The 23,107-nt window shown below is 65.8% G+C and carries 19 protein-coding genes and 1 pseudogene; 11 read left to right on the forward strand and 9 right to left on the reverse strand.

Going from position 1 to position 23,107, the window contains the following annotated elements; translation table 11 throughout:
* Positions 1–51: 51 nt before the first annotated feature.
* From U0177_RS04625 to U0177_RS04645, 5 genes are all read right to left on the reverse strand, one after another.
* Positions 52–1,023 carry a DMT family transporter gene (locus U0177_RS04625; protein ID WP_409569422.1) on the reverse strand — a complete coding sequence of 324 codons (972 nt, stop codon included), beginning with the start codon at positions 1,021–1,023 and terminating at the stop codon, positions 52–54.
* Between the two features lie 306 nt (positions 1,024–1,329).
* The gene (locus U0177_RS04630) at positions 1,330–1,596 is read right to left on the reverse strand and encodes a hypothetical protein (protein ID WP_409569423.1); all 267 of its coding nucleotides are present in this window, start codon (positions 1,594–1,596) and stop codon (positions 1,330–1,332) included.
* Position 1,597: 1 nt separating this feature from the next.
* On the reverse strand, positions 1,598–2,107 hold the full coding sequence (locus tag U0177_RS04635; protein WP_409569424.1) for an Lrp/AsnC family transcriptional regulator: 510 nt from the start codon (positions 2,105–2,107) through the stop codon (positions 1,598–1,600).
* A 117-nt stretch (positions 2,108–2,224) separates the two neighbouring features.
* The gene (locus tag U0177_RS04640) at positions 2,225–3,007 is read right to left on the reverse strand and encodes a PhzF family phenazine biosynthesis protein (RefSeq protein ID WP_409569425.1); all 783 of its coding nucleotides are present in this window, start codon (positions 3,005–3,007) and stop codon (positions 2,225–2,227) included.
* 195 nt (positions 3,008–3,202) lie between these two features.
* Positions 3,203–4,675, reverse strand: coding sequence for a PLP-dependent aminotransferase family protein (locus U0177_RS04645; RefSeq protein ID WP_409569426.1), 1,473 nt, complete (start codon positions 4,673–4,675; stop codon positions 3,203–3,205).
* Positions 4,676–5,237: 562 nt separating this feature from the next.
* On the opposite strand from U0177_RS04645, the gene U0177_RS04650 reads away from it, so the two are divergent.
* The 9 genes from U0177_RS04650 (at position 5,238) to nifS (ending at position 16,347) form a co-directional block, all read left to right on the forward strand.
* Positions 5,238–6,641 (forward strand): UTP--glucose-1-phosphate uridylyltransferase, encoded by a 1,404-nt coding sequence (locus U0177_RS04650; RefSeq protein ID WP_409569427.1) that lies wholly within the window; start codon positions 5,238–5,240, stop codon positions 6,639–6,641.
* Positions 6,642–7,007: 366 nt separating this feature from the next.
* The gene (locus U0177_RS04655; protein ID WP_409569428.1) at positions 7,008–8,177 is read left to right on the forward strand and encodes a hypothetical protein; all 1,170 of its coding nucleotides are present in this window, start codon (positions 7,008–7,010) and stop codon (positions 8,175–8,177) included.
* A 165-nt stretch (positions 8,178–8,342) separates the two neighbouring features.
* Positions 8,343–8,591, forward strand: coding sequence for a hypothetical protein (locus U0177_RS04660; RefSeq protein ID WP_409569429.1), 249 nt, complete (start codon positions 8,343–8,345; stop codon positions 8,589–8,591).
* A 195-nt stretch (positions 8,592–8,786) separates the two neighbouring features.
* Complete coding sequence (locus U0177_RS04665; protein ID WP_409569430.1) at positions 8,787–10,589, forward strand: ABC transporter substrate-binding protein; 1,803 nt, start codon at positions 8,787–8,789, stop codon at positions 10,587–10,589.
* A 110-nt stretch (positions 10,590–10,699) separates the two neighbouring features.
* Positions 10,700–11,713 carry an ABC transporter permease gene (locus U0177_RS04670; RefSeq protein WP_409569431.1) on the forward strand — a complete coding sequence of 338 codons (1,014 nt, stop codon included), beginning with the start codon at positions 10,700–10,702 and terminating at the stop codon, positions 11,711–11,713.
* A gap of 101 nt (positions 11,714–11,814) precedes the next feature.
* Positions 11,815–12,810 carry an ABC transporter permease gene (locus U0177_RS04675; RefSeq protein ID WP_409569432.1) on the forward strand — a complete coding sequence of 332 codons (996 nt, stop codon included), beginning with the start codon at positions 11,815–11,817 and terminating at the stop codon, positions 12,808–12,810.
* 49 nt (positions 12,811–12,859) lie between these two features.
* Entirely contained in the window at positions 12,860–13,888 is a 1,029-nt protein-coding gene (locus U0177_RS04680) for an ABC transporter ATP-binding protein (protein WP_409569433.1), read from the forward strand.
* 82 nt (positions 13,889–13,970) lie between these two features.
* Positions 13,971–15,050, forward strand: a complete 1,080-nt coding sequence (locus U0177_RS04685; protein ID WP_409569434.1) for an ABC transporter ATP-binding protein — start codon at positions 13,971–13,973, stop codon at positions 15,048–15,050.
* 118 nt (positions 15,051–15,168) lie between these two features.
* The gene (gene nifS, locus U0177_RS04690; protein WP_409569435.1) at positions 15,169–16,347 is read left to right on the forward strand and encodes a cysteine desulfurase NifS; all 1,179 of its coding nucleotides are present in this window, start codon (positions 15,169–15,171) and stop codon (positions 16,345–16,347) included.
* A gap of 130 nt (positions 16,348–16,477) precedes the next feature.
* Here nifS and U0177_RS04695 read toward each other — a convergent pair whose 3' ends face one another.
* On the reverse strand, positions 16,478–16,915 hold the full coding sequence (locus tag U0177_RS04695) for a hypothetical protein (protein ID WP_409569436.1): 438 nt from the start codon (positions 16,913–16,915) through the stop codon (positions 16,478–16,480).
* Between the two features lie 546 nt (positions 16,916–17,461).
* On the opposite strand from U0177_RS04695, the gene U0177_RS04700 reads away from it, so the two are divergent.
* Positions 17,462–17,779 (forward strand): transposase, encoded by a 318-nt coding sequence (locus U0177_RS04700; RefSeq protein WP_409569437.1) that lies wholly within the window; start codon positions 17,462–17,464, stop codon positions 17,777–17,779.
* 345 nt (positions 17,780–18,124) lie between these two features.
* Here U0177_RS04700 and U0177_RS04705 read toward each other — a convergent pair whose 3' ends face one another.
* Both U0177_RS04705 and U0177_RS04710 read right to left on the reverse strand, forming a co-directional pair.
* Complete coding sequence (locus tag U0177_RS04705) at positions 18,125–18,763, reverse strand: YigZ family protein (RefSeq protein WP_409569438.1); 639 nt, start codon at positions 18,761–18,763, stop codon at positions 18,125–18,127.
* A gap of 72 nt (positions 18,764–18,835) precedes the next feature.
* A complete protein-coding gene (locus U0177_RS04710) occupies positions 18,836–20,971 on the reverse strand; it encodes an ATP-binding protein (RefSeq protein WP_409569439.1) in 2,136 nt (711 codons plus the stop codon).
* 261 nt (positions 20,972–21,232) lie between these two features.
* Between U0177_RS04710 and U0177_RS04715 the strand changes: the two are divergent.
* A pseudogene (locus tag U0177_RS04715) lies at positions 21,233–22,522 on the forward strand (adenylosuccinate synthase).
* 172 nt (positions 22,523–22,694) lie between these two features.
* Here the strand turns inward: U0177_RS04715 and U0177_RS04720 are convergent.
* Entirely contained in the window at positions 22,695–22,955 is a 261-nt protein-coding gene (locus tag U0177_RS04720; protein WP_409569440.1) for a glutaredoxin family protein, read from the reverse strand.
* Positions 22,956–23,107 lie beyond the last annotated feature (152 nt).

Here is a 23,107-nt window from a genome sequence, read left to right on the forward strand (position 1 = left end):
GCCGACGCGCTGGCGGCATTATATGCGAAACTCGCCCGCCGCGCGACAGGCCTAGCCGTCGGCCGGCAGTGGCGCGGCGTGCGCCTCGGCGGCCGGCGCGTCGGCGGCGAGCAGCCGCGGCAGCACGGTTGCGCCCAAGATCAGCGCCATGCCGGCGATCTGCGGCCGCTCAAGCCGCTCGGCCAGCAGCGCCACCGATAGCAGCACCGACACCGGCGCCTCAAGCATCACCACAATGCTGGCGACCCGGCCGGGGATGTGGCGCAGCGCCATGGTGAACAGCGCGTAGCCCATCAGCGTCGGCCCGAGCGCCAGGATCAGCAGCACAACCCACGGCGGCGCGCTGGTGCCTACCGCCGCAACGATATTGCGCGTCTGGCTGGCGTCGGTGATGCCCAGCGCGCCGCTAACAAACCATAGCACCAGCAGCGCCAGCGAGCCGAACAGCGTGGTGTAGGCCAGCGAAGCCCACGGGCTGATGTTCTGCACCGAGCGCTGGCTGTACAGCACATAGCCCGCGTGCGCCAGGCCAGTCGAAAGCCCCACCAGTGTGCCGAGCCAGCTCACGCGCAGCACCGCCGGGTCGTAGGCGCGCGCCAGCAGCGCCGCGCCCAGCAGCGAGATCGCCAGCGCCAGCACCTGTGGCCAGCGGATGCGCTCGCCGAACAGCAGCCAGGCGCCCAGCGTCACAAAGGTCGGGAAGGTGTAGATCATCACCACTGCCACCGACGCGCCATTCAGCACGATCGACAGCACCCACAGCGCGTGGTAGATGCCGATCGAGATCGTGCCGACCGCCGCCAGTCCGCGCAGGTCGCGCCGGCTCACCCGCAGCAGCGCCGGGCGCACCAGCCCGATCGCGGCGAAGCAGGCCAGCGCCATCAGCGCGTCGCGCCAGAAGGCGATCGCCAGCGCGGGCACGTGGTGCGTTTCGAGCAGGTACTTGATCCCGGGGCTGGTGGCCGCCCATACGATCGCGGCAGTAACCGTCAGCAGATAGCCGGTGCGGGTGGTTCGTTGCATCGCTTTCTTTCAGTTACATACATCACTTGCGTGGTGGGGTTCGGGGGCGGCTGCGCCGCCTCCAGCTCCTTTTGGCCGGTCGCGGCCACGGTGGTGGCCGCGACCGGCCAAAAAGAGATGGTTTTGGAGGGCTTGCGCCCTCAAGCCTCCCGCGCGGGAGGAGACCGCATAGCTCGTGTTACATAGGGGTTCGGGGCGGCTGCGCCACCCGAAACGTCTTGTGATGCCCTGCCCAGCGAAACCGGGCAGGGCATCGCAAAACGAAAGCACTCAGACGGAGTTGCTATGCAGCGTGGCCTTTTCGGCTTAGCCGGCCAGGAAGCTAACAAGCGTCAGCGCCACCAGCAGCAACATAAACGCCGGAATGATATTCAGCGGGTTGAGCCAATCCCAGTGCAGCCGGGTGTCGAGCGGCATGTGCGAGCCGTAGCTGCCCTGCGTGGTGTAGCGCTCGAACCAGTCGGGCCGGGCGGTGGGCTGGGGGCCACGTGGGGTGCGCGGCCCGCCGCTGCGTGCGCGTGGTTTCAGCTCTTCGGCGGTGTCGGGCGTGTATGTGCGGGCGATCGTGGTCATGTCATTCCTCCATGGCATGTATGGCGCGCCCATTGCGCGCATCGGCGCCGCTCTCAGGCAGCGGCAGCGTTGTTGTTTCGTATGTCGACGATGTCGCCAGCGTCGTGAAGGTGCGGCGCACGGCCGGGTGATTGCGCAGCTGGGTGTAGATCAGCTGCTCGAGCATCTGCGGCGTGGTGGTGCGCACCTTCAGCAGAAAGCACCACTCGCCAATCGTGTGATGCACCTCTTGCACGCCGGGCAGCCGCATCAAGAAATCATTGGCCTCGAGCAGATCGCAGCCGGCGGCGGTCTCGACAAAAATAAACGCCGTTACCGTCAGCCCAAGCCGCAGCGGGTCGACCAGCGCGACATATCCGCGGATGTAGCCGCGCTCTTCCAGCAGCTTCACGCGCCGCAGCACCGTCGGCGGCGCCAGCCCCACACGCTGCGCCAGGTCGGCATTCGACATGCGGCCATCCGCTTGCAGGAGCTTCAGTATCTGAAGGTCGATTGTGTCCAGCTCGTCCATCAGTGGTTTCTTTCGTCTATCGCGCGCCGCGCTCCCGGTGCGTTTCTGTAAGAATATTACAATAAGCATTGTAATATTCTTTTTTTATTTTAGCAATACGTCTGAGGTTGTAATTTTCTATAGTTCTATTGTACCGTGAAGGAATTTCGCGGCTCGGCCGGCGATCCGCACGCGCGCCCCGGCGTCTTCGCACCACAGCTCGCCGCCGCGCGCCGACACTTGCAGCGCGTGCAGGTGGGTTTTGCCGAGCCGCGCGGCCCAGTAGGGCGCCAGCGCGCAGTGCGCCGAGCCGGTCACCGGGTCCTCGGGCAAGCCATAGGCCGGTGCGAAGAAGCGCGACACAAAGTCGGCGCTGTCGCCGGGCGCGGTGGCGATCACGCCGCGCGTGTCGAGCCGCGCCAGCGTATCCATGTGCGGCCGCAGCGCGCGCACCGCCGCCTCGTCCTCCAGCAGCACCAGCAGATCCATGCCGCTGCGCGTCTCGAGCGGCGCGCACCCCAGGCCGGCCACCAGGTCGGCCGGCGGGTCGCAGGGCGTGGTGGCGATGCTCGGGAAGTCCATCATGAGCATGTCGCCGTCGCGCGTCACCGTCAGGTCGCCGCTGCGTGTCGAAAAGGTGATCGCCGCGCGCTCAGGCTCAAGCTCGCTAAACAGCACGAACGCCGAGGCCAGCGTGGCGTGGCCGCACAGATCGACCTCGACCACAGGCGTGAACCAGCGTAGCCCGTAGCGCTCGCCGCCCCGCACGAAAAACGCCGTCTCGGAGAGGTTGTTCTCGGCAGCGATCTGCTGCATGAGCGCGTCGTCGAGCCAGCTTTCGAGCGGGCATACCGCCGCGGGGTTGCCGCCGAACACGCGGCTGCTGAAGGCGTCGACCTGGTAGATCGCGATGCGCGTCATCCTGCTGCTCCTTGTATTCAAGTGGTACTTTTCATTTATCGCGCAGATGTTGGCGCTTCGCGCCAACATCTGCGCATATCATCACGTTGGTGGGGGTTTGGGGGCGGCTTCGCCGCCCGATTTCTTATTGTGCTGCACGACGTGGCTTCGCCACGTCGTGCAGCACAATCGATACATGATCAAGCGAACAGCGTATCACACTAGCGGCACGCACTCGGCCAGCGGCGGCGACACAAACGCGCGCCGCGTCGCCTGGCTGCTGATCAGCTGCCCAAGGATCTGCACCGCCTCGTCGATCTGCTCGGGCGGCAGGCTGCTGAACGACAGGCGCAGGTACGGCTGCGGCGGCGTTTCGGCAAAGAACACGTCGCCCGGCGCAAAGCCCACGCCGCGCTCTACCGCCGCCAGGTACAGGTCGGGCACCGAAGTGCCGGGCGGCAGCGCCACCCACGAGCAAAACCCGCCGCGCGGCGTCGTCCAGCGCACGCCCGAGGGGAAGTAGCGCGCCAGCGCGGTCATCAGCGCGTCGCGGCGGGCGCGGTAGCGCGGCAGCGCGCGCCGCAGGTGCGCGGCCAGCCAGCCGTGCTGGATGAACAGCGCCAGCGCGCGCTGCATCAGCGGCGGCGAGCACAGGTCGTCGGCCTGTTTGGCGGCCACCAGCCGGCCGATAAACTGCGGTGCGGCGGCCACGTAGCCGATCCGTGCGCCTGGCAGCAGCGATTTCGAGAAGCCGCCGATGTTCAGCACCAGCCCGGCGCTGTCGTCGGCGCGCAGCGCGCGCGGCGCCGTGCCCTCGTACACCAGCGCGCTGTAGATGTCGTCTTCGACCAGCGGCACGCGCTGGCGCGCGATCAGTTCGAGCAGCGCCGCGCGCCGCCGATCGCTCAGGCATACGCCGCCAGGGTTCTGAAAGACCGGGATGGTGTAGATAAAGCGCGGCCGGTGCTCGTACAGCAGCGGCTCGAGCGCCTCGACCACCAGGCCCTCGTCGTCGACCGGCACGCCGATCGGGCGCAGGCCGTGGTTGTTCAGCACATTCAGCAGCCCCAGGTACGTCGGCTGCTCCACGATCACCGTGTCGCCGGGGCGGGCCAGCGTGCGGGCGATCAGCGACATGCCCTGCGTTACCCCGGATGTCACCACGATCTCGTCGGGCGCGGGGCTCATGCCGCGCTCGCGCAGCAGCTCGGCCAGCGTGGTGCGCAGCAGCGGGTCGCCCTGCGAGGCAGTGTAGCTCAGCACCGCCAGGCCGGCGCCAAGCGCCTCGTTGAGCGCCCGGCCGAACTCGCGCGTCGGGTACAGGTCGGGCGCGGCGTCGGCCATGGCCAGCGAGCGCATGCCCGGCAGCCGCGCCAGCCGCAGCATGTCGTTCAGAATGCTCGGCGTCGACAGATCGCGGCCATATTCAGTTTCGACAGCGTCGGGCTCGCTCTGCGCAGCCACAAACGTGCCGCGCCCAACCGTGGCCTCGACCCAGCCGCCCGATTGCAGCTCGCTATAGGCAGTGTGCACCGTCAGCCGGGTTACGCCAAGCTGCCGCGCCAGCTCGCGCACCGTCGGCAGCCGCGTGCCCGGCGGCAGCGCCCCCGAGCGAATGCGCCGCTGGATGTCTTGCGCCAGCTGTGTGTACAGCGGCTGCGGGCTGTTGCGATTCAGGCTGATCTGCACCTGCGTGTACTCCTGCTTGGCGCCGGCGATTGTCCTGCATTGTCCTTCCTTACCGGCCTATTGCTCGCAATAGTACGGCCAATTGTATCGCTTGCATAGATACAAGATAGGTCAAAAGGCCAGGACAATCGCGGTGTTTCCAGGCAGGTGCCGGCCCGGCAGCCGTGCGGCACGCTCCTTGCGATATGCGATCACGGTGCATGCGTGGGGCCCGACCTAACGATGAATGCTTTGTTATGTCTTGCTACAGTCGCCCATGCTATAATTCAGATAGGACAAACGCAGTTTGCGCTCTCAGCCTTCGGCAGAGCGGTACTCTTCTCCGTATCGTGTGCGGTTGTTCCGCGCTCGGCGCGGAAAACGGGCACAAGAAGCTCAGCAGGTACCATGCTGCCGCAGGCTTAATCTCGTACCGTGAAGAAGCCGAATCACGCAAGTTCATAACTCCTAGCTGAAATACTTATAGGGCAATCAGAAACAGGCTGTTCAATCCACATCGATCGTTGGCGTAGACCCGATCATCATCGGTACAATCTGTGTCATCTACTGAGAGAGAAAACCTATGCCGCACAACAACACAGCCAACTTTGCACCATTTGCTGAGCGCATGCGCCGCGAGGGACTGCCCGCGATCGTGATCGACAACTTTCACTACTACTACGACGTGCTGGCAGCCGGCAGCGTCGGCATGATCCCGGAAGAATCCATTGCGCCGGTGGCGGCCGTGCCCGATATTGCCGATACCGCCGCGTATGCCGCCGCCGGCCGCGCCGCGCTCGGCCGCGCCGCAGTGCTGAAGCTCAACGGCGGGCTGGGCACCAGCATGGGCCTCGACCAGGCCAAGTCGCTGCTGGTTGCCCGCGACGGGCTGACGTTTCTCGATATCATCGCCCGCCAGACGCTCGGCCTCGGCGCGCGCTACGAGCAGCACGTGCCGCTCATCCTGATGAATAGCTTCAACACCGACGCCGACTCGCGCGCGGTGCTGGAGCGCTACCCCGAGCTGCAAGGCCCCATCCCGCTCTCGCTCATGCAGCACAAGGTGCCGAAGATCCTCCAAGATACGCTGGCGCCCGCCGAGTGGCCCGCCAACCCCACCCTCGAGTGGTGCCCGCCCGGCCACGGCGAGCTGTACATCGCGCTGGCCACCTCGGGCATGCTCGAGACCTTGCTGGCGCGCGGCTACGAGTACCTGTTCATCTCGAACGCCGACAACCTCGGCGCTACGCTCGACCTGGGCATCCTCGGCTACCTGGCCAACAAGCGCCTGCCGTTCATCATGGAAGTGACCGACCGCACCGAGGCCGATAAGAAGGGCGGCCATATCGCCCAGCGCCGCGACGGCCAGCTCATCCTGCGCGAGATCGCCCAGTGCCCCGAGGCCGACCTGCCGGCGTTCCAGGATATCGCCCGCCACAAGTATTTCAACACCAACAGCATCTGGATCAACCTGCGCCGGCTCAAGCAGATCCTCGACGAAAACAACAATGTGCTCAAGCTGCCCATGATCCGCAACAGCAAAACGCTCGACCCGCGCGACGCCGGCTCGCCGCCGGTGTACCAGCTCGAGACGGCCATGGGCGCGGCAATCGCGGTGTTCCCTGGCGCGCAGGTGCTGCGCGTCGGCCGTGACCGCTTCATGCCGGTGAAGACCTGCGACGACCTGCTGCGCCTGCGCTCGGATATCTACACGCTCGACGAGCACTACTCGCTGCGCCAGGTGGGCAGCCGGCCGGCCGCGCTGGTGGCGCTCGATCCGCGCTTCTACCGCCTGATCGCCGATTTCGAGGCGCGCTTCGCCCACGGCGCGCCCAGCCTGCGCGAGTGCGACCGGCTGGCGGTGCGCGGCGACGTAGCCTTCGGCGCCGGGGTGGTCTGCCGTGGCGCGGTGCGCGTCGAGAATAATGCGCCCGAGCAGCGCCACCTGCCCGATAACACCGTGCTCGACGGCCTCCGCGAGCTGTAGCCGCCCGATTTAGTGGCTTGGAAAGTTTCAATCCTCCTGCTTGATGCATCTGTGGGGGCGGCAAAACCGCCCCGCAGATGCTTTTTCGCGCTTCGGCAGAGTGGCAGCGCGGCCAGAGCACGAAAAATTGTAAAACATGTAAAGAGAATGAACCATATGCCGCGCGCGCGTGTGTATGAGTACAGAGGGTTTCACCAGCCGGGCCACGAACCAGCAGCACTCGGGCGGCGGCAGCGCCAATAAATGGTAAAATAAGCTTGCGGCGGCTAGCATGCGCCGCTGGAGATGATTTATAGAAGCGCGGCGCCGGCCGGTCGACGGTGATCGAGCGCAGCCGCGCGATACACAAGAGGTGAGGACAGCCTGATGCTGGAATACTTCCAGGAAACCGCCGCCGATGACGCCGGTGGGCAGGCCGCCGATGGCCTGGGGAAGTTGGCGTTGGTGCCGCATTGGCGTAATCACAGCCCATTAGCCCAGACGATCTGCCGCGAGGCGCGCGGCGCCGCGTGCGGCGAGCAGCAGCTGCTCGAGCATATCGTCGGGGTCATTCGCTCAGGCGGGTGCGATCTGCCGCGGGCACTGATCGTCAACTACTACGTCTCGCTGAAAACCAACCCGTTTGTTATTCTGACGGGCGTGGCCGGCCAAGGCAAAACCGAGCTGGCGCGCCTGTTCGCCGAGGCGCTGGTCGGGCGCGATAGCCCACAGTACCAGTGCATCAGCGGCGCCGGAAGCTGGGCCAATGCTACCGGCAAAGATCGCTACTACCGCACACTGCAAGAGCACTTTAGCTCGTGGCGATTCATCGAGCTGCTGCAAGAGGCGGCCGCACCAAACAACTTCGGCAAGGCCTACATGGTGTGCTTCGACGCACTCCACCCGGCCGACCTCGACTACTACTTCGAGATGCTGTTGCAGGTGACGCCCAACGGCGCAAAGCGGCTCAATTTGCCAGGCTTTCCTGCCGACTGCCAGCCGGTCATCCCTCCCAACGTCTACATCACCGCGACGGTCGACACTGCTGAATACCGCCAGACCGTGAGCCGCGAGGTGCTGCGCCACGCCGGCCTGATCGAATTTCGCGCGCCGCAGCGCCCGGCCGAGCCGGCGCTGCAGCTGGTGTCGGCGCCGCCGGTGCCGCCTACCGGCTACCAGCGCCTGTGGCTGCGCGCAGCCCAGCACGACGTGCGGCGCGCGCGCGCGCGGATCAACAGCATCCTTGGCGCCGAGCAGACTGCCCGGCTGCACTACTCGCCGGCGCTGGCCCGGCTGTTCTGGCGCGGCGGCCAGGCGCTGACGAAAGACACGCTCGACGAGCTTACTACCTACATCGCCAACAGCTTCGACGAGCAGGGCAACGGCCTGTTCGACCCAGTCGATCCGCTGCGCAACGCGCAGATTGCCTACGACGCCCAGGTGATCCAGCGGGCGCTCTGGCGCCTGCACGACGCCGCCGACGACGAGCTGCGGCGCGATCTCGCCAGCTACCTGGACGCGATCGCGCTCTCGACGACACAGCAAGCAGTCGCCTAGCGCGATGCCGCAGTGCGCAATGCCATGCCTTTCGGGTACTTGCGCCGCATTATTGTGGGCCACCGCTCGCATCGTGGTTTGACAACCCGAAAACAGCGTGTTACCATTTGCGAACCGCTAGGAATAAGACCTCTTCAAGACGGCTGTGTCGAAGCGCAGGGTGCTTTGATTGACGTAACGTCGAATCACAATCGCGAAGTCGACGACCTTGACTGTATGCTGCGCGACGCCTTGCGATGCACCGACGACCCAGCGCCCGATTCGGCACGCGTGTTTGCGGCTGTACGCGCACGCGTGTCGGCCGACGCGCCCGGCGCACGCCGGTCGTGGTCGATCGGCACGCCGGCCGAGGCGTACGCGCCGCTGTCGGCAGCCTACTGGTATGTCGTGCCGCTGGCGCGCATGATGCGCTAGCGCCGGCCCATGACGAGCTTGTTCCTATCGCTGAGCATGCGCAACGATGCTATCTTGCAGGCGCGTTTGTCTCGCTGGAAAGGAGGTGGCTATCGGCCGAACCGACGATATCGGTCCAGAGCGATCGACACCCTCGCTCGCTCCGAACTCGAAATCATGCTGTGAACAGACGCTTGTGAAAGGAGCTTGCTTCACATGAAGCGAATGAACCTACGCAGCAGCTTCGCTATGGCACTGCTGCTCGCCCTCGTTCTGCCGATTCTCGCCGCCTGTGGCGGCGGCACGCCGGCCGCCGCACCCACTGCCGCGCCCGCCGCGCCCGAGGCCACCGCCGCGCCTGCGCCCACCGCAGCGCCTGCGCCTACCGCCGCCCCCGAGGCCACCGCTGCGCCCGAGGCCACCGCCGCGCCCGATGCTGGCGCGGGCGGGCCCGACAAGGACGGCTACCTGCGCATGGCCGAGTCGACCTGGCCCGATCAGCTCGACCCGCAGAAATCGTCGTTCTCGAACGAGATCGCGGTGCTGATCCTGAACTACGAGGGCCTGACCCGCTTCGACAAAGACCTGAAGACGGTTCCGGCCGCGGCAGAGAAGTGGGAGAGCAACAAGGACGGCACCGAGTGGACGTTCACGCTGCGCGATGGCCTGAAGTACAGCGACGGCTCGCCGCTGACCTCGAAGGACTTCGCCGAGGCGATCTACCACTCGCTCGACCCGCACAACCCCGGCGACTACCAGCAGACGTTCTTCATGATCAAGGGCGCCGAGGACGTGATCAACACGGTTGTGCCGACCGACGAGGCCAAGCTGACTGACCTCAAGGCCAAGCTCGGCATCGCCACCCCCGACGACAAGACGATCAAGTTCTCGCTGACCCAGCCGACGCCGTACTTCCCGACGATCGCCGGCATCTGGGTGGCCTACCCGTCGAAGAAAGACTCGTTTGAGTCGAGCGAGACGTGGTGGGAAGATGCCAGCAAGCAGATCGGCAATGGCCCGTTCCAGATCAGCAAGATCGACAAAGCCTCGAACCTGATCGAGTTCAAGGCCAACGAGAACTACTGGGGCGGCAAGCCCAAGATCGCCGGCGTGCGCTTCCAGTACATCGAAGACCTCGCCGTGGCGCTGCAAGCCTACAAGAACGGCGAAGTCGACGTGATGACCCCGGACGCGAACGACGTGCCGACGGTTGAGGCCGACGCGGTGCTTGGCAAGGAGTTCAAGAGCTACGCCGGCGCCTGCACCCTGGGCTGGGAGTTCAACCTGCTGCGCAAGCCGTTCGACAACCCGAAGGTGCGCGAGGCGTTCGCCTACGGCTTCGACCGCGAGGCGTTCATCCGCGACGCGCTGAAGAACAGCAACGTCAAGACGCTGACCTGGATCCCGCCGGGGTACCCTGGGTACGACGCGAATGAGAAGCGCTTCGACCTCGACCTCGACAAGGCCAAGGCGGCGCTCGCCGACGCTGGCTTCCCGGAGGGCAAGGGCCTGCCCGAGATCAAGCTGACCTACTCGAGCAGCAACCCGGCCAACCAGCAGCGCGCCGAGTACCTCGTGCAGATGTACAAGAAGAACCTCGGCGTCGACCTGGTGCTCGACCCGGTCGAGGCCACGACGCTGACCGCGCTGCGCAAAGACCCGAAGACCTTCCCGCAGCTGACGCGCGGTGGCTGGTGCGCCGACTACCCCGACCAGCAGGACTGGCTCAGCATCTTCTGGCACTCGCGCACCGAGTTCGCCAAGAACATCAGCTACAAGGATCCCGCGGCCGACAAGCTGATGGACGCCGCCGACATTGAGCTCGACCCGGCCAAGCGCGCCGACCTGTACCAACAGGCGCAGGTGCAGGTGATTGGCGGCCTGCCGATGATCATCTACGGCAACAGCAAGAACCAGTTCCTGATCAAGCCATGGGTGAAGGGCCTCGACTTCACGCCGCAGGACTCGGACGAGCCCGGCCTGATCACCGGCCTGATGAATGTGACACTCGGACAGTAAGCTGACCAACGTGATGATGGTGGCGCTCGCAAGGTGCCACCATCATCGCATCGCCGCCGCCCCGCGCAGCGCCAACAGGCAGCGCAGGCCGGCTTGAGAGGATTGACGACATGCTGCAGTTTATTATTCGTCGGTTCCTGTGGGCCATCCCGGTGTTGTTCTTTGTGGCGCTGGTGTCGTTCTTTTTGATGCACCAGGCCCCTGGCGGCCCATTCGATAAAGACAACAACAAGAAACAGGTCGACGGCGCGACGCTGGCCTCGCTTAATCGGCGCTTCGGCCTCGATAAACCGCAGTATGTGAATACCAGCGCGTTTCAGAAGCTCTACGACCAGGGCGAGCGCAACCCGCTGACGCTCGGCCGGGCCTACCTCGACAGCCAGTTTTTCAACTATGTGGCTAACGCCGTGCGCGGCGACCTGGGGCCGTCGTATCGCCAGCGCGGCAAGAGCGTGCAAGATATTATTTTCAAGCAGTGGCCGTTCTCGATGCGCCTCGGCCTCTTGGCCATGCTGTTTGCGGTGTGCGTCGGCATCCCGCTCGGCGTGGTGGCCGCGCTACGCCAGAACTCGATTGTTGACTACATCAGCCTGTTTTTCGCCACAATCGGCGTGTCGGTGCCAACATTTGTGATCGGCTTGCTGGTGATTATTTTCTTCGGCACGACGCTGAAATGGATCTCGATTACCAACAACGACTGGAATACCTGGCGGCCATACCTGGCGCCCGGCCTGGTGCTGGGCCTCTCGACGATGTCGTTCATCACGCGCATCACCCGCACCACCGTGCTCGAGGTCAAGCGCCAGGATTATATCCGCACCGCGCGCGCCAAGGGCCTGAACGAGCGCATGGTGATCACGCGGCATATTCTGCGCAACGCCCTGATCCCGGTGGTGACGGTGCTCGGCCCCGCGCTGGTCGACCTGATCACCGGCGCGGTGATCACCGAGTCGATCTTCAGCATCCCCGGCGTCGGCAAGTTCTTCGTCGACGCGATCTTCCAGCGCGACTACTCGATGATCATGGGCTCGACGCTGATCTATGCCACGCTGGTGGTGGCGGCCAATATTGTCGTCGATCTGAGCTATGGCCTGCTCGACCCGCGCATTCGCAGCCAGGGCTAGCGTCTCGTCGGGCGTGCGCTCAAGCACGCACCACAGTGCGGGCGCGGCGGATCGAATCGTGCCCGTACATCAACATTCACAACTGGAATACGAGGTGAATTATGGCGACGACCCTGACAAATACAAACAGCGTGGTCGATTCGGTCGAGCAGGCGTTTGCGCAGCGCGCGCCGCGCAGCCTGTGGAGCGACGCACGCCGCCGCCTGCTGCGCAACAAGGCCGCCGTGGGCGCGCTGATATACATCGGCTTTCTGGTGATCGTGGCGGTGATCGCGCCGCTGCTGGCCGGGCATAACCCGCTCGACATCTTTCAGAATAACAGCTACCGCCAGGCCGCCTGGATATCGGTGCCGAACCGGCCGGCGGTTTCGGGCAACTGGAACTTCCCGCTTGGCACCGACGCGATCGGCCGCGATGTCTGGAGCCGCCTGGTGTACGGCACGCGCACCTCGCTGGTGGTGGGCTTCGTGCCAATGGCGTTTACGCTGTTCCTCGGCACGGTGATCGGCCTGGTGTCGGGGTTCGCCGGCGGCTGGCTCGACGCGCTGCTCATGCGCTTCGCCGAGATCGTCTACTCGTTCCCGGCGTTTTTGTTCTTCATCATCGTGATGACCGCGCTGAAAGACACGCCGATCGGCAAGTTCTGGAATGGCTTCGTGATCCTGTTCGGCGCGCTGTCGCTGGTGGGCTGGGTCGGCGTGGCCCGCTTGGTGCGCGGCCAGGTGCTCTCGCTCAAGGAGAAAGAGTTCGTCGAGGCAGCCCGCGCGATCGGCGTGCGCCAGCATAATATCCTGTTCAAACACCTGCTGCCCAACTCGCTCGGCCCGATCATTATTTCGGGCGCGTTTATCGTGCCGGGCGCGATCATCGCCGAGGCGGTGCTTTCGTACCTGGGCATCGGCCTGCGCCCGGCCACCGACCGCGACGCGCTGTTCCCGGTGAGCTGGGGCAATATGATCCTCGACGGGAAAGCCGCGCTCACCGCCCAGCCCTGGCTGATGATCGCGCCGGCGATCGCGATCGCGACGATCACGCTGGCGTTCACGTTCATCGGCGATGGCCTACGCGACGCACTCGACCCACGCGACGCCGGGTAACAATATAGGCATCCTGAGTTCCACTCAATGCATATCGAAGGACGCTACTATGCCGCCATTACTCGAGGTTCGTAACCTAAAAGTGCAATTCAAGACGCAAGACGGCATTGTCAACGCCGTCAACGACGTCTCTTTTCATCTCGAGCGCGGCGAAACGCTCGGCATCGTGGGCGAGAGCGGCTCGGGCAAAAGCGTCACGTCGCTGTCGCTGATGCGGCTTATCCCCAACCCGCCCGGCAAGATCGCCAACGGCTCGGTGATGTTCGACGGCGAAAACCTGCTGGACTACTCCGAAGAGGAGATGCGCCATATTCGCGGCAACCGGATCTCGATGATCTTCCAGGACCCGATGACGTCGCTCAACCCGGTGCTGACGATCGGCCGCCAGATCACCGAGTCGCTCGAGCTGCATATGAAGCTCACCGGCACCGAAGCCCGCAAGCGCGCGGTCGAGCTGCTGAGCATGGTCGGCATCCCCAGCGCCGCGCGCCGGCTCGACGATTACCCGCACCAGTTCTCGGGCGGCATGCGCCAGCGCGTGATGATCGCCATGGGCCTCTCGTGCAACCCCGAGCTGCTGATCGCCGACGAGCCGACCACCGCGCTCGACGTGACGATCCAGGCGCAGATCCTCGAGCTGATCAACCGGCTCAAGAACGAGACCGGCACCGCGGTGATTATCATCACCCACGACCTGGGGGTGGTGGCCGGCATGGCCGACCGCGTGGTGGTGATGTACGCCGGCCGGATCGTCGAGGAAGGGCCAACCAACGAGATCTTCGCCAACCCGCGCATGCCCTACACGATCGGCCTGCTGCGCTCGATCCCGCGCCTCGACGAGCAAGAGGGCCGCAAGCTCACGCCGATCCGCGGCCTGCCGCCGGATCTGATCAACCTGCCGCCGATCTGCCCGTTCAGCCCGCGCTGCGACTACTTCGTGGCCGGCAAGTGCGACCAGACAGTGCCGCCGCTGCGGCCGGTCGGGCCCGATCACCGCGCCGCCTGCCTGTTCGATATTACGCTCGAAACCCCGATCCCGAACAAAGACGAGCTGCGAGCCGTCTCCGAGATCGCCTGATCATCCGCCGTGCGCCGTGCGTGGCGCCCAGAGCAGCCGGCTACGCACACCGCGTGCGGCCTTACGATGAACGAGGATAGCTATGACGACACATGCAAACGGATCGGGGAATGATCTGATCCAGGTGCGTGATTTGCAGATGCACTTTCCCGTCACCAAGGGGATTGTATTCCAGCGCCAGGTCGGCGCCGTGAAGGCGGTCGACGGCGTGAGCTTCAGCATCAAGAAGGGCGAAACGCTTGGCCTGGTGGGCGAGTCGGGCTGCGGGAAATCGACCACCGGCCGCGCGATTCTGCAGCTGTACCGCCCCACTGCCGGCGAGGTGCTGTTTCAGGGCCAGGACCTGGTGAAGCTCAAGGGCGAAGATATGCGCCGCATGCGCCGCAAGGTGCAGATGATCTTCCAGGATCCGTACGCCTCGCTCAACCCGCGCATGACGGTTGGCGATATTGTGGGCGAGCCGATCCGCGTGCATAACCTGCGGCAGGGCAAGGCCGTGCGCGAGCGCGTGCAAGAGCTGCTGCAGCTGGTGGGCCTGAACCCGTATTTCATCAACCGCTACCCGCACGAGTTTTCGGGCGGCCAGCGCCAGCGCATTGGCATCGCGCGCGCCCTGGCCGTCGAGCCCGAGTTCGTGGTGTGCGACGAGCCAGTGTCGGCGCTGGACGTGTCGATCCAGGCCCAGGTGATCAACCTACTCGAAGACCTGCAGGACCGGCTGGGGCTGACGTACCTGTTTATCGCGCACGGGCTCTCGGTGGTGAAGCACATCAGCGACCGCGTGGCGGTGATGTACCTGGGCAAGGTCGTCGAGCTGGCCGAAGGCAGCAAGCTTTACACCATGCCAATGCACCCGTACACCCAGGCGCTGCTGTCGGCGGTGCCCATCCCCGACCCACGCGTCGAAAAGCGCCGCAAGCGCATTATCCTCGAGGGCGATGTGCCCAGCCCGCTCAACCCGCCGTCGGGCTGCCACTTCCATACGCGCTGCCCGATCGTGATCGACCGCTGCAAAGTCGAAGAGCCGCCGTTCGCCGACTATGGCAATGGCCACTTCGCGGCCTGCTGGCGCGCGCGCGAGTCGATTGAGCTGATGCCCGGCCGTGGTGCCGAGGCGATCGCGCCGCCGCCAGTGGCAGCGCCGCCCGCGCCCCAGGCATAGCCCGCAGCCTACCAACGCGATATCAAGCGCCACGAAGACTCGAAGACTCCAAGGCACACGACGCCTTCGAATCTTTGAGTCTTCGCGTCTTCGTGGCCATTTCAACAAAGGAACTCCCATGGCCGAGCGTTCGATCTACCTCGACTACGCCGCAACTACCCCCGTCGACGCGCAGGTTGTCGCGGCGATGCTGCCGTATTTCAGCGAAGCATTCGGCAACCCCTCGAGCATTCACCAGGCCGGCCGCGCCGCGCTCGAGGCGCTCGACGACGCGCGCGAGACGGTGGCGCGCGCGCTGGGGGCGAGCCGCAAAGAGATCATTTTCACCGGCGGCGGCTCCGAGGCCGATAACCTGGCGATCAAGGGCGTGGCGCTGGCGCAGCGCCAGGCCGGCCGCGGCGCGCACCTGATCACCAGCGCGATCGAGCACCACGCGGTGCTGCACGCCTTCGAATACCTCGAGGCGTTTGGCTTCGAAACAACGGTGCTGCCGGTCGATAGCGGCGGGCTGGTCAGCCCCGACGACCTGCGGGCTGCCATCCGGCCCGACACGGTGCTGGTGTCGCTGATGTACGCCAACAACGAGATCGGCACAATCCAGCCGCTGGCCGAGTTTGGCGCGATCTGCCGGGCGCGCGGCGTGCCGCTGCACACCGACGCCGTGCAGGCCGCCGGCTCGCTCGACTTAAACGTCGACGCGCTGAATGTCGACCTGCTGACGCTGGCGGCGCACAAGTTCTACGGCCCCAAGGGCGTAGGCGCGCTGTATGTGCGCCGCGGCACGCCGCTGCTGCCGCAGCTCAACGGCGGCGGGCAAGAGCGCCGACGCCGCGCCGGTACCGAAAATGTGGCAGGGATCGTCGGGATGGCAACCGCGCTGGAGCTGGCGCTGGCGCGCCGCGCCGAGCACGTGGCGCAATGCACGGCGCTACGCGACCGGCTGATCGCCGGGGTGCTCGAGCGGGTGCCGTATAGCTCGCTCAACGGCCACCCGACACAGCGCCTGCCCAATAATGCCAACCTGGCGTTCGAGTTCGTCGAGGGCGAAAGCGTGCTGCTGCTGCTCGACCAGCAGGGCATCGCCGCGTCAAGCGGCTCGGCGTGCTCCAGCGGCTCGCTCGAAGCCTCGCACGTGCTGACGGCGCTGGGCATCGCCTACGAGCGCGCGATCGGCTCGGTGCGCTTCACATTGGGAAAATCGACGACCGAGGCCGATATCGACTTTGTGCTCGATACGCTGCCGGGCCTGATCGAGCGGCTGCGCTCGGTCTCGGCAGCATACCGCAACGCGGCCTAGAGCTGTTTCGTATCAACTCCGTTTGGTCACTTTCTTGTTATGATACGTAGATTGTGTTGCACTGCGTGGCGAAGCCACGCAGTGCAACACAAAAAGAAATTCGGGGGCGGCTGTGCCGCCCCCATACGCATTAAGCGTAGTAGACAAGGACAGCTCTTGTGGTATGGTTGTTGTCGCCAAACCACAACCAAACACCGACAGGAGCCGCCCTGATGACGACTATACTGCAGCTGGCCGCCACGCTTGCGGCGGTGTTGACCGAGGAAGCCACCGTGCCGGCCGCCAGACCGGCTTTGTTCAGCGCTCGGACGCCAAACTGACCGGCAGTGTGTTCGTGCAAACGCTCGTGTTTGGCCTCGGTGCCGACCCGCAGGCGAGCTTGAGCGCCCTGACGCAGACGAGTGCCGCCTTGGGCGTAACCATCTCGCCCGAAGCCTTGCATCAGCGGTTTGACCGAACCGCCGCCACCTGTCTGGAACACGTGCTCGGGGCTGCGATTGGCGAGGTGCTGTGTGCTGACCCACTCAGCTTGCCCATCCTCGACCGCTTCGCCGAGGTGGTGGTGCAAGATAGTACCACGATCGCCTTGCCCGAGGCGCTCGCTGCGGTCTGGACCGGCTGCGGTAATGGCACGCCCGACGCCGGCAACGCGGCGCTTAAGCTCCAGGTCGCCCTCGACCTGCGCACGGGCGCTTGCGCGGCCCGACCCTGCACGATGGCCGCAGGTAACCGGATGCTCACGCCACCCTGCATCACGATCTGCCGCAGGGCGCGGTCCGGCTGGTGGATTTGGGCTATTTTGACCTCGCCCTGCTGGCGGAGTTGGACGCGCAGGGCGTGTCCTGGTTCTCCGCATGCAGGCACTGACCAGCCTGCAAACGGACGATGGACGCTGGGCGGCGCCTGCACGACCTGCTGGCCGCCATGCCCGAGGCAACGCTCGATCTGCCGGTGCGGCTGGGGCGGGAGGCGCAGGTGCGGGCGCGCTTGCTGGCAGTGCGGGCACCGCAGGAGGTGGTCGACCAGCGCCGCCGCCGCTTGCGGGAGGAAGCCAAAGCGCAGGGCCAGATGGTCAGCGCGCTGACGCTTGGCCTTGGCGGCGTGGAGCGTGTTTGTGACCACCATCCCGCCGGACGGACTGACCGTGACGGAGGCGCTGGTGCTGGCGCGGGCGCGCTGGCAGATCGAACTGCTGTTTAAGCTGTGGAAAAGCCACGGGCAGATTGATCTGGTACGGGACGTGCAGCCGTGGCGGGTGCTGTGTGAATTGTATGGACGCTTGCTCAATCAAATTGTGCAGCATTGGCTGCTGCTCGTGAGCAGGTGGGATGCGCCCGCACGGGTTGAAGAAAAGCGGCACAGACAATTCGTACGCATTGGATCGCGCTGGCAACGGCGATGGGGCAGCCCGCACGGCTGCGGGACGCGCTGACGACGCTGGCACGCTGTATTCAAGCAGGCTGCCGCAAGAACCGACGCAGGAAACATCCGTGTACCTTCCAGCGGTTTTTGATGAGTACCGATAGCTGTGTGGCGTAAGCAATGCGCATAGGGCGGCTGTGCCGCCCCCGAACCCCCACCCTGAAGCAGAAATTCACGGCGGCACAGCCGCCCCCAAACCCCACCCTGAAGCAGAAATTCACGGCGGCACAGCCGCCCCCGAACCCCCACCCTGAAGCAGAAATTCACGGCGGCACAGCCGCCCCCGAACCACCACCCTGAAGCACGTGATCAGCCGGATTTGGCATCACCTTGGGTACTTTCTTTTTGGTATGCCCTAGGTATCCGGCAGCTCGGCCACGCGCGCGCGCCCGGCGGTCAGCTCTTCGAGCTGGCGGGTGAACGCGGCCAGCTGCGCCAGCGGCAGCCGCACCTGCAGCGTCACATCGGCGGCAAACTGCTCGGCGAGGATGCTGCCGGCATGCGCGGCGGCCAGGCGGCGCACCGGCTCGTAGGCGCCATACTCAACCACCAGCTCGAGCACGCGCCGCTCAATCTTCTCGGCGCGCGGCACGATCGCCAGCACTGCCTTGGCGGCGTCGCCATAGGCGCGCACCAGCCCGCCGGTGCCCAGCAGCGTACCGCCGAAGTAGCGCGTCACCACCAGCGCGGTGTCGCCCAGGCCGCTGCCGCGCAGCACCGCCAGCGTCGGGCGGCCGGCCGTGCCAGGCGGCTCGCCGTCGTCGCTGGCGCCAAGCGTGGTGGTGGCGCCGTGGCCGATCAGGTAGGCGTGCACATGATGGCTGGCGTCGGGCATCTCGGCGCGCACTGCGGCAATAAAGGCGCGCGCAGCGTCGACGCTGGCGGCGGGTGCGATGCTGGCGATAAAGCGCGAGTTGACGACGCGGATCTCGGCGCGGGCCGGCGCGGCGGGAACCAGGTTTGTTGGCGGGCTGGTTGTATCGCGATCGGGCATAGCAACCGGTGCAGGCTGGCGAAATTCGTTACTCGGCCGGGCGCAGGCTGCGGCGGCGCCAGGGCAGCCGGGCTATGGCCGCACGAGCTCGGTGACGGTCGGCAGCGTAAAGAGAAAGGTGCTGCCCTTGCCGGGCGTGCTCTCGGCCCAGATCCGCCCGCCGTGCAGCTCGACCAGCGCCTTGGTGATCGCCAGGCCGAGGCCGGTGCCGCCGATCCGGCGCGTGTTGGTATTGTCGACGCGGTAGAAGCGCTCCCAGATCCGCGGCAGGTCTTCGGCGGCGATGCCGATGCCCTGGTCGCGCACGCTCACCAGCAGAAAGCGCCCAGCCGGGTGATCGGGCGGCAGCTCGGCGGCCTCGGCGACCGTCAGGCCCAGCTCGCCGCCGCGCGGCGAGTACTTGGCGGCGTTGATCAGCAGGTTGAACAGCACCTGCTTGATCTTGTCGCGGTCGATGTAGGCTGGCGGCAGCTGCTCGGGGATGTCGATGATCATACGGTGGCGCACCGAGAGATGGTGGCTGAGCTGGGCGGTCATCTCGTTCACCAGCTGGCGCATCGACACAACCCACTGGTTCAGCTTGACGGTGCCGGCCTCGAGGCGCGAGATGCCGAGCATATCTTCGACCATCTGCGAAAGGTGGTTGGCCTCGTTGTAGACGGTCTGGACGAACTCACGCTGCTCGGCCGGGGCGAAGTCGCGCGCCAGCAGCAGCTCGGTATAGCCGAGTATCGACGTAAGCGGCGTGCGCAGCTCGTGCGACACCACCGAGATAAACTCGCTCTTGAGCCGGTCGGCCTCGCGCTCGCGCGTCACATCGCTCACCAGCCAGAGCCGCCCGGTCAGCTGGCCGAGGCTATCGCGCGTGGGCACCGACAGCACGTCGAGCTCCTGGTGCGGGTCGCGCAGGCGGATCGTGATCGTCTGCACCTCGGTGGGCGAAGCCTGGTCGGCGGCGCAGAAATCGTTCAGGCCCATCGGGTTGGCGAGGCGCGCCAGCACCAGCGGCACGAGATCCCAGGGAACGTGGAACGGCGCGTCGTCGGCGCTGTCGACGATGCCCCAGACGTGTAGCCACGCCGGGTTGTGGCGCAGCACGCGGCCCTGCATGTCGAGCAGCGCCAGGCCAATCGGCATGCTCGTCACCACCTGGTTGAGCTGCGTGCTGGTTTCGAGCAGCTCCTGGTAGCGCAGCGCGCGGCGCAGCGGCTGGGGCGCCAGCGCGCAGATCGCCTGCGCGAAGGCCACCTCGCTTTCGCCAAACGCGGCCGAGCGCGGGCTGCTGAGCACGAGCACCGCCAGCGTCTTCGCCTCGGCGACGATCGGCAGCGCCAGCTCGGCGCGGATCAGCGGGCTGCCGGGCTGAAAATCCGGCTCGCGATGAACGTCGCGCACCAGGATCGAGCGGCCGGTGCGCGCGGCCTTGCCCACCACGCCCTGCTCCCAGCTTAGACGGCGGCGCTGCTCGCCGTACAGGTTGGCCTCGTTGAAAGGGTAGCCCTCGTGCACCTGCACCACCAGCTCGCCGCGATCGGCGTCGACCAGGCTGATCGCGCCGGCCTCGGCACCGGTCGATTCGAGCGCCCAGCGCAGCAGCATGCTCAGCAGCGCGCTGAGCGAGAGCGGCGGCTCGAGGGCCTGGCGCAGGATGGCGATCTCGTGGGCCTGGTCGGTGGTCAGCTCGTCGGCGCGCTGCGTGATCGTCGGCAGCGCGCTGTCGCTATGCTCGACGGCGACGGCGGCGGCCAGCAGCGGCATCAGCGCGGCGACAAACGCCTGCTCGGCGGGCGAAAAGGCGGCCGATTCAGCCGCGCGCAGCTCGAGCACGCCCCACGTCTGGTCGCTCCACACGATCGGCGTACCGAAGTACGCGATCTCGGCGGGCAGATCGCCGGGAGCATCGTCGAGCAGCTTGCTGAACGGGATGGTCGTATGCACCGGCGCGCCGCGCTGCACCGCCAGGTCGGTCAGGTCGTCGATCCAGTAGGTGTGCCAGCCGTCGGCGGTGGCGATCTGCTCGGCGGGCGTGCCCGAGGCGGCGGTCTGGCGCCAGTAGACCAGGCGGGCATCGTAGTAGTGTACGGCTTCGTGCAGCAGTGTGAACAAGTCGCGGATGCGATCGGCGAACGCGTGGTCGCTCGACAGCAAGCGTGCGGCTGTGGCCAGCAGCGGCAGCGCGGGCTGGGTTGTGGATGGTAGCGTGAGCATCCAGGGCTTCCGAGCGGCGGATGGCTTCGCCGTCGCGCCGATGAGGCTTCAGCGGGCAGGCCGTTGATATGGCTTGTATTGTAGCGCGTCTCGGGGCACTGTCAACTCCGCAAGATGACAAACAGCCAACTTATGCGCGCCGCGCCGGCCAGGCTACTACACAGCCGCCGGAAAAAGCAGGACTTATGGGTTTGCCAATAGCGCGCGCGGTTGCGCTATAATAGGCTTCGTTGTTACCCAAGCTCGCAAAGGAAACGTGCTATGCCGGTCGTTGCAGTGATCGGCGCCCAGTGGGGCGACGAAGGCAAGGGCCATATTGTCGATCTGCTGGCCGAGCGCGCTCGGCTGGTGATCCGCTATGGCGGTGGCAATAACGCCGGCCACACCGTGGTGAACGACCGCGGCGCGTTCAGCTGCACATTGTTCCCTCGGGCATTTTCGACCCAAGCACAGTCAATATCATCGGCCACGGCGTGGTGGTCGACCCAGCGGTGCTGATCGAGAGCTGGAGGCGCTGCAGGCCCAGGCGATCAGCACGGCCAAGCTGTTCATCAGCGAGCGCGCCCACGTGGTTATGCCCTACCACATCGTGCAGGATCAGAGCGACGAGACGCTGCGCGGCGACCAGCGGATCGGCACGACCGGGCGCGGCATCGGGCCGGCCTACGCCGACAAGATGTCGCGCGTGGGCATCCGGCTCGGCGACCTGCTGTACGAGGAAACGCTGCTCAGCCGGCTGCGCCAGGTGCTGAACCTCAAGAACAAGCTGATGGCCGCGGTGTATAACGCGCCGCCGCTGTCGCTGCACGAGATCTACCTGCGCTACCTCGAGCATGGCCGCAAGCTGGCCGACCACGTGACCGACATCCACCCGATCGTCCAGCGCGCGCTGGACAAAGACGTGACGATCTTGCTCGAAGGCGCGCAGGGCGCGCTGCTCGACCTCGACTACGGCACGTACCCGTATGTCACATCATCGCCGCCGGGCGCGGCTGGCGCCTGCCAGGGCGCGGGGATCGGGCCGACCCGTCTCAGCTCGGTGGTGGGCGTGTACAAGGCCTACGCCACGCGCGTGGGCGAAGGCCCATTCCCTCGGAGGTGCAGGGCGCCGAAGCCGATGTGCTGCGCCAGATCGGCACGCCTTGGGCCGAGGTAGGCACGACCACCGGGCGGCTGCGGCGCGTCGGCTGGTTCGACGCGGTGCTGGCGCGCTACGCCGCGCGTGTGAACGGCATCGACACCATGGTGATCACCAAGCTCGACGTGCTCGACACGCTGCCGTCGATCAAGGTTTGCGTCGGCTACCGGCTGCACGACGCCGAGCTGAACTACCCGCCCAGCAACGTCCAGGTGCTCGCCAAGGTCGAGCCGATCTACGAGCAGCTGCCAGGCTGGCAGGCGCCAACCAGCGGCGTGCGGCGCTTCGACCGGCTGCCCGCCGAGGCGCAGGACTACGTGGCGCGGCTGTGCGAGCTGACTGGCGCGCGCATCGGGATGATCTCGGTTGGCCCCGGCCGCGACCAGATCATCGAGGTGAACTCGGCGTTGTAGTGCCGGCGCCGCACAAGAAAAGAATTTGGCCGGGGCGGCGAAGCCGCCCCAAACCCCCGGCATAATCCAAGCGATCAGCTGGATTTGGTATCAAGCCCACAACACGAGCAGCGGCCAAGCGATGCTTGGCCGCTGCTCATTTCGTAAGTGCCGCCATGGCTACGGCAGCGCGTCAGCTGTTCAGCGCCGCGATCTTTTGCGTCAGCGCCGCCGGCGATGGCTCAACCATGATCGAGCCGTCGGGGAATACGATCGTCGGAACGCTCTGGTAGCCGTTGTTCAGCTGCTCGACATAGCGGCGGGCCTCGTCGTCCTCTTCGATATTGACATAGTACACGTCGATCTGGTGCTGGTTGAACACGCGCATCGCGCGCTTGCAATCGCCGCACCAGGGTGTCGCATAGATCGTAATGGTCAGATTCGCGATAGTCATAAGAAAATCTGCCTCCAATACATGTCTCTGAGCCGCAAGGCGGCAGCCGGCCGCCTCGATTGCGCCTATACACCAATATTATACCAAATTCGGCTGATTTCTTGGTTTCGGGAAACACATCTGCCTTTGTGGTGCGGTCGCGGCGGCGACCG

It is taken from the genome of Kouleothrix sp. (assembly GCF_046328425.1).
Classification (GTDB): Bacteria; Chloroflexota; Chloroflexia; order Chloroflexales; family Roseiflexaceae; genus Kouleothrix.